Here is a 12744-nt window from a genome sequence, read left to right as displayed (position 1 = left end):
GTTCAAATGGGTAAGTATTCAGAGCAGTTCAAGCTCACTGTCGTCAAAGCGTATCTTGAAGACAACATGGGCTTTCGTATGGTAGCCCGCCAGTTCTCGATCGATTTCAGCCTGCTTCGACGCTGGGTCGCTAACTACAAGAGTCATGGTCACACCGGCCATCGCAAGCCTGGTCTTCGATACAGCGAAGCTTTCAAGCGCTCAGTGCTTGAGCACAGGCGTGAACACAAGCTATCGCTCCGTCAGGCCGCTGCGCATTTTGGTATCGGGGATCCCGGCCAAATAGTCATTTGGGAAAAGCGGCATTACAGTAGCGGTACAGCCCCGTATGTTCCTGCCAGAAGAAAGCCTGTCGCCATGCCAAAGAAGCCTTATCCCGCCAAACCAGTAACCGCCGACGATACGCAGAAGACGCGCGACCAGTTGATGAGCGAGCTTGAATATCTGCGCATGGAGAACGCTTACCTAAAAAAGTTGGAAGAGCTGAAGGAGCAGAAACGACGGCAACCGAAAAAGCCCTGAGCATCAAGCAACTGAGGGGCCGGTTCCCGCTTTGCGCTCTGCTGAGGCTGGCGGGCTTGGCACGCAGCACGTTTTACTATCAGGTTCAGGTGCAATCCAGACCCGATCCCTATGCTGCTTTGAAACAGTTAGTCGAAAGCATTTACCACGAGGAGAAAGGCCTTTATGGCGCTCGGCGTATCACGGCGGTCATTCGCACTGCAGGTATTTTGGTCAACAAGAAGGTTGTAGAACGACTGATGGCAGAACTGGGCCTGCGATCAGTGGTGCGCCCCAAAAAATACCGCTCCTATAAGGGCGTAATCGGAACCATTGCGCCGAATTTGCTGGAGCGCAATTTCAGCGCGCAACGCCCGAACCAGAAGTGGGTGACCGATGTGACTGAGTTCAAGGTAGGCAATCGAAAGCTGTATCTCTCACCCGTGATGGACTTGTACAACGGTGAAATCGTGGCGTATGAAGTGTCGACAAGGCCGAGCTTTGAGCTGGTCACCAGCATGCTGGACAAGGCGCTTCAGCAGTTGCAGGACGAGCCGAAGCTTGTGATGCACTCGGACCAGGGCTGGCAGTATCAACACGCGCAGTATCGCCATAAGCTATCGGTACGAGGCGTCAAACAAAGCATGTCCCGTAAGGGCAACTGCCTGGACAATGCGGCAATGGAAAGCTTTTTCGGTACACTGAAATCCGAGTTTTTCTACCTGAAACAGTTTGAAAGCATCGATGAGTTGAAAGCAGGTCTGGATGAGTACATCCACTACTACAACCATGACCGCATCAAGCTGAAGCTCAACGGCCAAAGCCCCGTAAAATACAGGGCTCAGGCGGCAAGCTAAAACCGTCCAACTTTTGGGGGGCAGTTCACAGAGCGTTGGAACGATGGTCAAACAGCAGCCGCTCTCAGCGCATTGTTTTTTTACCGCGATGGCACTGACGACGCAAAGTGCGACGTTAGTGACGGCTGAGTCCTGGCGCTGATCCGGGGGTAGCCTGGCAGGACGCCAGGCTAGCCGCACCGGACCATGGATGGTCCGTTGCGGCGACCCCCGGATCAGTGCCAGGGCGAAGGAACCCGACGAAGTCGGGCCGGAAACAGGAGCGGGGACTTTGCTCACTTTGGTCCCTCAAAGTAAGGCGCCGTAAGGGCGCAAAGGTGACCTGAGCCGAACCTCAATCCACCTGAAATAACAGAACCGCCGTGTGACGCAGAGCGTCACTAAATGCGTTCCTACGCGGAGCGTGAGAAACGAGAGGTGCCTCTGCTAAACTTGTAGTGACCCAAGCGCGCATTGGCACGTAATCTGGATTGCCCGACGCCCGTTTTCGAACCTGCGGTACTCAGCCATTAATAACGGATGCGTTGCAGGAACGATCATTGAGGCTTAGGTGACTGCCCCCGGACCTGATCGGCCGCCTCACCCAACAACCGCTCGATCTGCGAATGCTCCCAGCCACTGAGCAAACTGACCGGGTCGGTGCGCAGCCAGCTTTCGAACGAGCCCTCCCGGCCTTGCGGACAGCAGCACGCCCGACAGCGCGTCGGGCTGCCATCGGTTATTTCCAGCGTCAGCAGCCAGCCGTCGATATCGACCTTTTGCAGCCCGGAGCCGGAGGTTGTGCCGATAAGCCTCAACGACCGTGTGCCCATCGCAGCGTCCCGCAGTTGCTGATACACCTCACGAGTCGTCAGAGCTTTCACAGGCGTCACCCAATTCCATTTTTTTGAGTAAAGCACGATTTCGAAGCGTGCAGGATGAGATAACTGTCAGCTCAAAAGCCCTTCAGGTCGCCGCGCCAAACAGGCTCTCGATCTCGGGCCGGGTCTGATTGATGGCACCCAGCTGGCGGATCAGCTCGGCCTGCCTGCTGCCACGTATGCCTGCGGTGGTCATGACCGCGTCGCGCACGTAGGTATAGACACCGCTGACGCCAAACGGCGTGATGTAACGCACGTGCTCGCTGATACCTTGAGTGATGGCCTTGAAGTGCTCGCTGGCGTAATAGGTTCGACGGGCCCAGGCCGATTCGAACACCAGTTCCATCATGATGATGTTCAGGCGTGATTCCTCGACCTTGTGATCAACATCAGGCGCAGGCGGTGCCGGCTGGGCGTTGTCGTAGGGCTGCGCGAGGTGCAGGCGCAGTTTGAGTACGGCATCGGCAGCGGCCATTTCACTTGCGAGCTTTTCAATGGCCTTGCGGGCGGCGGGCAGGTCATCGCTGGCGAGATGGAAATGCAGGTGCATTTTGTCCAGCGTGGCTGTTTCGTTGGGGATCGGATCGGGCAGTCGGTCCACCAGTGTGCTGGAGCCATCCGGCACGTCGTAAGCAATGGTTTGCTCAAACATGTTCTGCTCGTCGGAGAACAGCAAAGCGCTGGCGTCCTTGAATTGTTGCTGACTTTCGGCGGATAGAAAGCCGATCTCCACACCGCCATCCAGCACGTAGCCCGGCAGTGGCGTGACGCCTTCGATCAGCGGCCACAAATGACCATCCTTTTCACGCGTCAAGTGATGCTGCACATACCAGCCAAGGCCCTCAAGCCTCGCGCACAGAGGGCCGTGAACATCGCGCCAGTAGGTGGCGAACAAGTCATGGGGAACGCCGTTCCTGCGCAACACCGTGGTATACGAATTGATAACGATGCTTTCATCGCGAGCGCCGTAGTTACCGGAAAATTCTGAGATATGCATGAGTGCTCTTTGTCCTGAAGATGTTTCTCTCAGGCGCTTCGTCCGCGAGGTAAGTTCAAGGGAAATTACCGGCGGACACATTGGCTCGAAGCGATGCAGGGCGAGACGAACAGATGTCCCCGGTAGGCGCCTGCCAGAGTACGTGCCGACACCACCGACCACATCAGTGCCAGCAGCGCGACGAGCCCGGTACCAAACACGTCGAAAAAGCTCAGGTGCAGGGTAGCGCCGAGTTTGAGCGTTGCCAGCGCATACACGCCGAGCGGGAAGGTAAATGCCCACCAGCCCAGATTGAATTCGATACCCTGCTTGAAGTAACGCGCCGTGATCAATACAGCCAGCGCCAACCACCACAGCCCCAGCCCCCAGAACAGCGTACCGACCATCACACCGATGCCAGCCACCACCGTGCCGAGCGACGCCAGGCCGTGGGCGGCAAAGATGACCGGGGCCTCGTTGCCCATCACCAGCATGCCCAATGCGCCTGTGCCGATAGGGCCAAGTGCCAGCCAGCTCGACGCCGCCATGCTTTCATGAGGCAGTTTGTGCAATGCCAGACGCAACAGCAGAATCACCAGAATGCTCAATGCCACCGGTACCGAGTAGGCCCACAACACGTAGCTGGTGATCAGCACGGTGAACTGCGAATCAGCGGCTGCGAGGTGCGGGGTCAGCAGTCCGCCGCAGGCTGCTGCAACTTCTGCTGCCACCACTGGCAACAGCCAGACAGCGGTCATCTTCTCGATACTGTGTTCCTGACGGGTAAACATCATGAACGGAATCAGCACGCCACACGCCAGGGCCATTGCTACATCCAGCCACCACAATGCTTCGGCCAGCGGCACGATGGCAGTGCCCCAGCGCGCCGGACCATACACCAGCAGGCCGCTGATGACAGTCGCCAGCCCCATGGGAATGGTGCCGAAGAACATCGATACGGTGGAGTGCCCGAACACCTGACGCGCCTCGTCGAAAAACAGCAGCCAGCGGCTGGCATACATGACGCTGAAGAGGGCGAACAGGCCTATGTTCAGGAGCCATAACGCTTCACCGAGCGTGCGCAATGCAGCAATGTCCCCCGGCAGTTGCGCCAGCGCCAGTGACAAAATTCCGGTGCCCATAGTCACTGCGAACCAGTTGGGGGTGAATTGTCGAACGGCCTCCAGCGGGCTCGTCAGCGCTGCAAGAGGCGCGTTGACCTTGTTGATAATAGCGAACCTGCTCATGACCGTATCCTGCTGCTGAATGGGAAACAGGTTTTCAGTCTACGTATTCACAGACAATCTTCTAAACGGGTAATCTATCTTCTTGTTACCTGATTTTCAGGTAGATTTACCCGGCTACGGAGTTCAGTCTTGAGACTCAACCTGCGTCAACTACAGATTTTTTGCGCAATCACCCGCTGTGGCAGTACCACCAGCGCGGGTCATGCCTTGTCTTTGTCCCAGTCGGCTACCAGCGCGGCATTGAACGAGTTGGAAAGTGCGCTGGGCACCCGGCTGTTCGATCGAGTGGGCAAGCGGCTGGTCCTCAACGATAACGGCCAGACACTGCTGCCACGTGCCATGAAGATGCTGGAAAACGCCCAGCAGATCGAAGACAGCTTTCTATTGCCGGGCGCGACCTTGAATGCTCGCCTGCGAATCGGCAGTAGCAGCACCATTGGCAATTACGTCGTGCCGCAGATAGTCGGCGCACTGCGCAGTTCGACGCCTCTGCTGCGAGTCGATGTGGACATCGGCAACAGCACACTGATTGCTCGCAAGGTCGCGCAGTTTGAAATCGATATGGGCCTCATCGAGGCACCGTGCCATCTGCCAGAGCTGATCGCTGAGCCATGGCTGGTCGATGAAATGGTCATTGTTGCCGGCAGCGCTCATCCGTTGGCGCGGCAACAGCAGGTTTCACTGGGGGAGCTGCAAAACGCTGAATGGCTGTTGCGTGAGCAGGGTTCGGGGACCCGGGAGGAGGTCGAGCACTTGTTGCTCAGGCATTTGCACGATCTGCAGGACATGCGCCAGATAGGCAGTTCTGAAGCGATAATGCGCACCCTTGCTCAAGGCATTGGCATCAGTTGTCTGTCCCGGCGTATCGTCGCCGATCTGCTGGTGAGCGGGGAGTTGCGCACACTCGCCAGCCCGCTGCCGCCGCTCAATCGTCGGTTCTTCATGATCACTCACCGCGACAAGTTCGTCTCACCGAGCCTGGAGCTGTTCAGGGAGGCCTGTCGGCAGTCTGCCGATCAGGCAGGCACGTTGCGCCATGGTTTGAGCCACAACGTCAGCCCGAGCAGCAAAGCGCCGTAAACACAGCTCAGGCCCAATTGCAGCCAGGTGTCGTGAAGCGGGTGCAGGAGCAGGGCGGCGAAGATCATCAGCAGGCTGGCCAGCAGCCAGTGACTGCGCCACGGCAAAACGCCGAGCAACGCCTGACGGCGCATCAGCAGCACGCCTGTGACCAGCGCGCCGCCCAGCGCCGCGATGGCGATACCGGTCAGGCCGAAGGCAAAGGGCAGCGTCGCCAGCAGCAGCGCGTTACACAGACTGCCGATCAACTCGCAGTTGAGCGGCAGGCGAGTGTCACCGGCGGCGTAGGCGTAGCGCGCCAGCAAGGCGTTCCAGGCACCAAACATCAGCGGCACGGCAAACCAGGCCAGCAGCTCAGGCAACGGACCCTCATGGCTCTGATTGGGCAGCAACAGGGTCACCAGCGCACCGGCCGCACCGATCAGCCCGGCTACGGCCGGCAGGGTCAGTAATGTGGCGCTGCCCAGCCCGCGTCTGAGTAGCGACAAACGCTGCTCGCCCGCGCTGCCGCTCATCAACCCGAGCAGTACCTGGTTCAGGCTCATCAATGCAATGAGCGGCAGGTTGATCAGTTTGCGCGCCAGATTGACCCAGGTTACCGCGCCTTCACCGAGCAACGACGCGACCATTCGCTCAAGCAAGGCAAGGCCCTGGCTGGCCAGGTTGCTGCTCAGCAGTGGACCAATGCGTTGCAGCAGTTCGCGCACGGCACCGGCTTCTGATTGCCACTGCCAGGGTCGCCATCCCGAACGATACAGGGCAGGCAACAACACGCCCGGCATAAGCACGCTGCCCAGTACGCACGCGCTGGCCAACCCGGTCGATGTTGCGGCGTGGCTGAACGTGGCGAGGTAGATAACGGGTGGCAGGTTGAACAGCAGCGAGCCGAGCCCGGCCAGTACGAAGCGCGAACGGGCCTGCAAAGGTACGCAGAACAGCGCGTGAAGCATGAAGCCGGGTGCGCACCAGGCCAGCCAGCGCAGGCCGCTGGCTGCCTGTGCATAGCCGTCGGCGTCCAGCCCCGGACCGATAAGACGCACCAGAAACCCGGCACCGATCGCCAGCACTGCGCTCAATGCCACCCCGGTCAATAACAAACGCGGTGCCATGCCGCCCAGCCAGCGTTGTTGCCGGTCAGCCGGACGTTGCTGATAAAGGGGCAGGGCGGCAGCGCTGAGCAGTCCTGCGGCCAGTGACATGCGCAGCGCTTCGGGCAAAAACATTGAGACCAGAAAGGCATCGCTCTGACTGCCGGCACCCCAGGCTGCTACCAACAGCCATTCACGGGCAAAACCGGCTGCCAGACCGGTGAGGGTGGCCAGTGTCAGCCAAAGTGTCGAGCCCAGCATCGCGCGCCCTGCCGATCAGTGAAACAGGGTGAACAGGCCTTTGCCGCCCACCTTGTAGTTGAGGCCGCGGGCGCGCTCACCCTTGACCTCGGCATTCGGCCCGCTGACGATCGCATACGGCGCGACAGGTTTGGACACCCCACTGTTGCCGCCCACTACCGCGCCTTCACCGATGTCTGCACCGAACGAGAGCAGCGCGCGGCTGCAGATCCATGCGTAGTCGCCGATGAACACCGGCCCGCCGACCGCCCAGAATTCGGGCTCGGCGAGGTCGTGTCCACCCGCAATAATCAGCACGTGTGAAGCGATGGTGACGTGATCGCCAATCACCAGCCCGCCACGGGCGTCAAGCTGGCAGTGCCAGCCCACGGTGGTGTCGTTGCCGATGCGCAGGCTGTCGACGCCCAGCACCTCGGTATTGCGCCACACAGTCGAACCCTTGCCGATTTTCGCTCCACCGATGCGCAACCACAGCAGGCGCAGGGTATGGCTGGGGATCTTGCAGATCAGGATGTTGTAAGCCTGTTCCCAGGTCCGCAACATGCGGTCACGCAGGGTCGGCCAGTTGATTCCGTACAAAGGAATCAGCGCACCCAGGGTTTCGCTGGACAGCAGCTTGTAGAAGCGCCGCGCCAGCGGGTTTTCGATTCTTGGTTCGATATTCAGGTAGCAGATGAACGACAGGGTGCGATCCTTGATACGTGTTTCAAAGCACACTTCGTTGTCCAGCATCCACTGGTAGGCGGCTTCCAGCTCTTCGAGCGGCACCGCCATCTTGCGCGCGTAGTCGGGCAGTGCCTCTCTGAGATTATGAGAATGCATCATGCGGTGTTTCATGAGGAGGCTCCCGGCTCGTGTGAGGCGTCAGGGTGTTGAGGAGTCGTTTCGGCCTTGGCGCGAAGGCGTCTGGTTTCGTGCAGGCTGATGCCGACAAATAGCCAGAACAAGGCAACCAGCACGCTGGTGAAACTGAAGTAGTGGTCAAACAGGCCGCTGAACAAAGCAGACAGCACGCCCGTGGTGCAGCCCAGCGCAATGGCGTTTTCCCGAGTCAGCACTACCCGGTCGCTGCCTGGGCGAACTTCTTTCCACCAACTGATGGTCACGGCGATGAACAGCAACATGCCCGGCAGGCCGATCTTGTAGATGAAGTTCAGCCACAGGTTGGAAATACCGAATTTTGTATAGCCCAGTACCGGCGGGTCGACCTTGAAGCCGATGCCGAACGGGAAGGTGGCGACTGCGTCGGGAAAATGACTGTATTCCAGGAAGCGAATCGCGGTACTGGCGTCGTCGGAGGTGAACAACCCCATCAGTCGGTCCTGCAGCGGCGGGTAGAACGCCAGCAGGAAAATACCGGCGACCAGTCCGCCCATCAACAGCCGTCCCAGATGCGGAATGCGTCGCCGGGCCATCAACAGCATCACGGCGATCAGGCTCAGCAGCGCGCCGCGTGAGCCGGTCAGCAACAGACCGATGGCACCCAGTGCCGCCACCGTCAGGCCCAGCCTGCGCGCCGAGCCGGTGCGCGTCATACCGAAGCAGAATGCCAGCGGCAGCAACATGGCCAGAGCACCGCCTGCCACGTTGGGGTGCATCCACGGTGAGCCCATGCGGCTGGCAAGCGAAAGCAGGCTCTCGCTCAAGATGTCTGCACCGCTGTAGCCCAGGCTGCCGAGGATCGGAATGATGGCAGTTGCCGAGCCTTTGGTCACATACACCGAGATCGACAGCACCAAAAGCAGCAAAGTCCCGCCGAGCAGCGCCATGACCGCCTTTTCCAGGGTCTTGAGGTCAGTCAGCAAGCGCGGTACCAGAAACAGGGTAGACAGGTTGAACAGCCAGCGAACCCAGTTGATCGGGCCGTTGCCGTCGGCGACGACGGTCAACTGGCCGACCAGAAACGGGAACGCACTGAACAGCATCAATGCCACCAGCAATTTTTCGGTGCTCAGCATTTTGGGCACAGTGTTGCGTTCCTGAAAGACTGCATGCAGCAGGTAGCTGGCCCAGGTCAGCATGATCAGCGCTTCGGACACCGTGGTACGAACGCCAATCTGAATTGTAGAGTAGGGCAGGAAGGTCCCGATCAGGCAGAACAGCACGAGCCCACGGACCGGGCGGCGAATGATCGTGGCCGCCGCTGCCAGACCGATTGCTGCCGCCACGACGAACGGTGCAGGCAGCATGCAGATCATCACACCGAATATCAGGCTGAACATCAGCCCCAGGGGTAAGGCCAGTGGCATCAGCGCAATTCCTCCAGTGTCGCGTGCACGCGTTCGCAAAAGGCTTTCAACTGGTAGCGTTCTGTCCATTCCCTGGCAACTGCGGGGTCCTCTTCGGGCGCATGCGACAACGTGCCCATCAGTCTGATCAGGTTGCCACTGTCGACAGGTGAAAAGCGCGGGCTGTCGGGCGGAGCGATTTCATCCAGCGAAGAGCCTGTGGCCACGGCAACCGGCGTGCCTGTGTTCAGTGCTTCGATCACCGGTAGCCCGAAGCCTTCGCTTCTGGACGGCTGCCAGAGTCGCTCGGCATTTTGGTAGACCGCGTGCAGTTCTGCATCGCTCAGGCCGCTGAGCACGTGCAGGCCCGGTAACTGGCGCTGGGCTTCGGTCAGCGGATCGTCGCCACCGACCAGTACCAGTTCCGGGGTGTCGACAAATTGCATGCGTGCGGTCTGCCAGGCATCCACGAACCACTTGATGTTCTTGCGCGGTTCGCGTGTGCCCACGCATAGCCAGTAACGCAGGGGCATTCGCAGTTGGCTGATATCAGCCGGCTCACCCTTGAAACCTTCTACCAGCAACGGCACCACGCGCAGCTTGCCTTTGACCTTGGGAAACAGGCGCGCGACTTCGTTGGCAGTGAATTGCGACGGCACCCAGATCTGGTCGGCCACTTTCAGCGACCAGGCAATCGAAAGGTAGTCGGTCAGCCGGTAAATCCTGGCTTTCAGTCGTGAGCCGTGACTGTTGTGCTGAGTGATCTGAAACAGATCGTGCAGCTGTAATACGTAGCGCATGTCAGCCGGTTTGCGCCCCAGCGGCAGGCCCATGTTGATGTTGGCGAAGTAGATCTGCACCCCGGCATCACGCAGGGCACCCGGCAGGAACATGCCTTCGAAGCGCAAGCGATCCGGCAGGCGATGCACCGAGTCCAGTGGTGCCGCCCAGCGTGGAGTGTGCATCAAACGGCGTACCGGGTGATCGTAGGGTGCCACGCCGAACAGCTGCAATTGCACGTCCGGATGTTCACGAAACGCCTGTTCCAGCGCGAAATTCTGGCGACCGATGCCGCTGATGGGGTAACCGGCTGCCGCGCGGTAGTCGAGTCCTATACGCATGAGCGCGATCCTTGCTTGGGGAGCGAAAAGCGGGTGTAGATCACTTCCAGCTGGGCGGCCGAAACGGACCAGTCGTGCCGGGCACGCACATAAACGCGGCCGGCTTCGCCAATCTGGTCGAGCCGTAACGGTTTATCGGTGTATTCAATGATCAGGGTTGCCAGCCCGGACGCGTCTTCGCTGCCCAGGTAATGTTCGCCATTGGTGACCGACAACCCGGAAACGCCTTGCGCGGTGGTGACTACCGGCAGTCCGGCGGCCATGGCTTCCAGCGTCTTGAGCTTGGAGCCGCCGCCCTGGCGCAGGGGCGCGAAGAACATTGAGGCACTGGCCTGCAAGACGCGCAGGTCAGGTACGAAACCCAGCCATTCGATACGCGGGTCAGGCCAGCGTTCACGCCAGGCTTCAGGCAGCCCGAAGCCGCCGATGGCAAAGCGCACAGCAGGTGCCTGAGCCCAGACCAGCGGCATGATTTCGTCCAGCGCCCATTCGATGGCATCGATATTGGGGCCATATTCGTAGTTGCCGATGAACAGCAGGCGATGGCTGTTTCGGTCCGCATGAACGCTGGCGTAGTAAGCGCAGTCGACGCTGTTGACGACATAAGACGTGGCCCTGCCGCTCAAGCGCGACAGCACCTTGGCGTCGTCTTCGGTGACCGCGATCAACTCGCCGGTCTGGCGAAATACCCGGGTTTCCCAACGCCGGTAGCGCCAGCGGTCATACACGGCGAAGGCATTGGCCCAGCGTGGCAGGCGGTCGTAACTGGCGGCGCCAAGGTCTGATTCAACATTATGTTCGGTCAGCACGAACGGTTTGCCTGAACGCTTGAGTACGCGTTCGAATGGCTGAAAGAAATAGGTGTGCTGCAACTGGATGATGTCCCAGTCCTCTTCAAGCAATTGCTCGAAGACTTTTTCCAGTTTCGGGGCGTAGCCGTTGACGCTGGCGAGCATCGGCGCAGGTGCAAACGCCACGGCCAGCAACGTGCGCAGGCTTAACAGCGGGCGTCGATCGATCACGATCAAGCGCTCCAGCCAGGGTTCCAGTGCCGAACGAGCGCTATCGTCCAGCGCGTTCTTGGACTGCACCAGCAGGGTGATGCGATGGCCGCGCGCTGCCAGATTGCGCAGCAAATGGTATTCCCGGGTTTTGCCGCCGCTTGTGGTAGGCCAGGGCAGGTAAGGGAGCGTCCATAGAATTCGCATACTTAGGGCTTCCATTCCAGAATTTGCAGAGTCGGCTTCAGCAGCAGAGTGACACCCTGGCTTGCGGACAATGGAGTGCGGCTGCCGCTCAGCGGGTCATGCACGACCGCGTCGGTGATGTTCGGGAAATTCAGCGAGGTGCCGGTCGCACTCCAGAACATCAGTAGATGAGTGCCATCGTCACGGGTCCACGGCACTGCGTAAAGATCGTCCGGTACACGGCTCACTGCGGGCGGCTCGGCGGGTTGCAGGCGCGGGCCGGTGATCTTGAGAAAATTCTGCAGTGCGGTGTAGACCGGTTTGGGGCTGGCTTGCAGGTCAAGCAGGCCGTAACCCTGATCGCGGGCCGAGGCGCGCTCATCCAGATCACTGAGATTGAACAGGAAGATGCGCTGGAAATCCATCGCACTCATCAGTGCCAGACGGCGCAGGGTGTAGTCGGCCTGACCTGAAGTGCCAATCAAATGTTGCATCTCCACTGGGCCTGCATAGCTTGACCAGCCCCATTCAGTGGCCCACACCTGCTTGACGCCATTGTTGTGCAGCAACTGGTTCATGGCATTGGCGCGCACCAGAAAATCGCGGTCCGGTAGCGAATCGCCTTCGGGGTACTCGGAATACGGATGGTATGCCGCCACGATGTTCTGCTGGCTCAGGCCATTATCGAGCAGGGCCTGCAGCATGTAGCCAGAGGTACTGTGCATCTGACTGTAATAAGCCATGCCCGCAGTGACGATGGTCTTGTCCGGCAGGGCGGCGCGAATCGCGCTGGCAGTGGTGGTCAGCAGGCGTCCATAGGCGGTCGGGTCCTCCTTGGGCAGCCAGACAATGTTCGGCTCGTTCCAGACCTGCCAGTTGTTCACCTGTGGATAGCGCTGGGCCAGGGCGGTCATGCGTGCGGCAAATACGTTGAAATCCGTGGGCGGATACTGATCGCGGCTTTTCGCACCGGCCGGTGCGCTGCTAGCGAAAGGTGCCGAGCCCACCAGATAAGCCACCGTGTTGTAGCTGTGCGCCTTGATTGCGGCCATGGCGGCATCCAGCTCGGTCAGTGCGTAGTGATCCTTTTGCGGCTCTATCACCGGCCAGTGAATGGTCAGGCGCACCCAGTTGAGGCCCAGTTCGTCCAGGCGGCTCATCTGTTGTTGATAGATATCAGGCGCAAAATACTGAAACTGCACGTTGACGCCCAGAAAGTCCGCCCAGACCACCTCGCGAGGTGCCTTGAGGACCGTTGCTGCCTGGGCCGCGCCAGTCATTGATGCGCTGAGCAGTGCGCTCGCGACGATTTGCCGGAATCTGGATGGACGCTGCATG

11 protein-coding genes are annotated in these 12744 nt (G+C 59.7%); 2 read left to right on the top strand and 9 right to left on the bottom strand.

The features are described 5' to 3' along the window. Positions 1 to 6: 6 nt before the first annotated feature. Positions 7 to 1358, top strand: a protein-coding gene (locus AC4ANK_RS17700) for an IS3 family transposase (protein ID WP_095077641.1) whose coding sequence is annotated in 2 segments (ribosomal slippage) — positions 7 to 466 and positions 466 to 1358 — 1353 coding nt in all. Because the reading frame shifts where the segments join, the coding sequence is not laid out codon by codon here. A gap of 536 nt (positions 1359 to 1894) precedes the next feature. Here the strand turns inward: AC4ANK_RS17700 and AC4ANK_RS17695 are convergent. The 3 genes from AC4ANK_RS17695 to AC4ANK_RS17685 all read right to left on the bottom strand — a co-directional run bounded on the left by AC4ANK_RS17695 (position 1895) and on the right by AC4ANK_RS17685 (position 4441). After that, a complete protein-coding gene (locus tag AC4ANK_RS17695; protein ID WP_002554133.1) occupies positions 1895 to 2221 on the bottom strand; it encodes a DUF7693 family protein in 327 nt (108 codons plus the stop codon). An 82-nt stretch (positions 2222 to 2303) separates the two neighbouring features. Next, complete coding sequence (locus AC4ANK_RS17690; protein ID WP_002554132.1) at positions 2304 to 3215, bottom strand: hypothetical protein; 912 nt, start codon at positions 3213 to 3215, stop codon at positions 2304 to 2306. A gap of 65 nt (positions 3216 to 3280) precedes the next feature. Then, positions 3281 to 4441 (bottom strand): TDT family transporter, encoded by a 1161-nt coding sequence (locus AC4ANK_RS17685; RefSeq protein ID WP_002554131.1) that lies wholly within the window; start codon positions 4439 to 4441, stop codon positions 3281 to 3283. 129 nt (positions 4442 to 4570) lie between these two features. Here AC4ANK_RS17685 and AC4ANK_RS17680 point away from each other — a divergent pair, with 129 nt between their 5' ends. Next, positions 4571 to 5521: a LysR family transcriptional regulator gene (locus AC4ANK_RS17680; protein WP_460384885.1), complete on the top strand. Its 951-nt coding sequence runs from the start codon at positions 4571 to 4573 to the stop codon at positions 5519 to 5521. Here the strand turns inward: AC4ANK_RS17680 and AC4ANK_RS17675 are convergent. Genes AC4ANK_RS17675 through AC4ANK_RS17650 form a run of 6 tightly spaced genes read right to left on the bottom strand, consistent with a single transcriptional unit; the run spans position 5458 to position 12743 of the window. Further along, positions 5458 to 6870, bottom strand: a complete 1413-nt coding sequence (locus AC4ANK_RS17675; protein ID WP_460384887.1) for a lipid II flippase MurJ — start codon at positions 6868 to 6870, stop codon at positions 5458 to 5460. The two genes, AC4ANK_RS17680 and AC4ANK_RS17675, sit on opposite strands and share 64 nt — an antisense overlap. Before the next feature lie 15 nt (positions 6871 to 6885). After that, the gene (locus AC4ANK_RS17670) at positions 6886 to 7707 is read right to left on the bottom strand and encodes an acyltransferase (RefSeq protein ID WP_002554128.1); all 822 of its coding nucleotides are present in this window, start codon (positions 7705 to 7707) and stop codon (positions 6886 to 6888) included. Further along, positions 7704 to 9119 carry an O-antigen ligase family protein gene (locus AC4ANK_RS17665; RefSeq protein WP_031594878.1) on the bottom strand — a complete coding sequence of 472 codons (1416 nt, stop codon included), beginning with the start codon at positions 9117 to 9119 and terminating at the stop codon, positions 7704 to 7706. Before AC4ANK_RS17665 ends, AC4ANK_RS17670 begins: the two co-directional genes overlap by 4 nt. Then, a complete protein-coding gene (locus AC4ANK_RS17660) occupies positions 9119 to 10219 on the bottom strand; it encodes a glycosyltransferase family 4 protein (protein ID WP_002554126.1) in 1101 nt (366 codons plus the stop codon). Before AC4ANK_RS17660 ends, AC4ANK_RS17665 begins: the two co-directional genes overlap by 1 nt. Then, complete coding sequence (locus AC4ANK_RS17655) at positions 10210 to 11427, bottom strand: glycosyltransferase family 4 protein (protein WP_002554125.1); 1218 nt, start codon at positions 11425 to 11427, stop codon at positions 10210 to 10212. The genes AC4ANK_RS17660 and AC4ANK_RS17655 overlap by 10 nt, the downstream gene beginning before the upstream one ends. A gap of 2 nt (positions 11428 to 11429) precedes the next feature. Further along, positions 11430 to 12743, bottom strand: a complete 1314-nt coding sequence (locus AC4ANK_RS17650) for a cellulase family glycosylhydrolase (RefSeq protein ID WP_002554124.1) — start codon at positions 12741 to 12743, stop codon at positions 11430 to 11432. Between the last annotated feature and the right edge of the window lies 1 nt (position 12744).

This window comes from Pseudomonas sp. Pmew2 (assembly GCF_058129885.1).
Note: the sequence above shows the minus strand (reverse complement) of the source record. Positions and strands in the feature narration are given on the sequence as shown.

Bases quoted from the DNA above. Each gene is read 5' to 3' on its own strand.
- AC4ANK_RS17690 (WP_002554132.1), bottom strand. From the start codon at position 3,215: ATGCATATCTCAGAATTTTCCGGTAACTACGGCGCTCGCGATGAAAGC.
- AC4ANK_RS17650 (WP_002554124.1), bottom strand. From the start codon at position 12,743: ATGCAGCGTCCATCCAGATTCCGGCAAATCGTCGCGAGCGCACTGCTC.
- AC4ANK_RS17685 (WP_002554131.1), bottom strand. From the start codon at position 4,441: ATGAGCAGGTTCGCTATTATCAACAAGGTCAACGCGCCTCTTGCAGCG.
- AC4ANK_RS17655 (WP_002554125.1), bottom strand. From the start codon at position 11,427: ATGCGAATTCTATGGACGCTCCCTTACCTGCCCTGGCCTACCACAAGC.
- AC4ANK_RS17675 (WP_460384887.1), bottom strand. From the start codon at position 6,870: ATGCTGGGCTCGACACTTTGGCTGACACTGGCCACCCTCACCGGTCTG.
- AC4ANK_RS17670 (WP_002554128.1), bottom strand. From the start codon at position 7,707: ATGAAACACCGCATGATGCATTCTCATAATCTCAGAGAGGCACTGCCC.
- AC4ANK_RS17660 (WP_002554126.1), bottom strand. From the start codon at position 10,219: ATGCGTATAGGACTCGACTACCGCGCGGCAGCCGGTTACCCCATCAGC.
- AC4ANK_RS17665 (WP_031594878.1), bottom strand. From the start codon at position 9,119: ATGCCACTGGCCTTACCCCTGGGGCTGATGTTCAGCCTGATATTCGGT.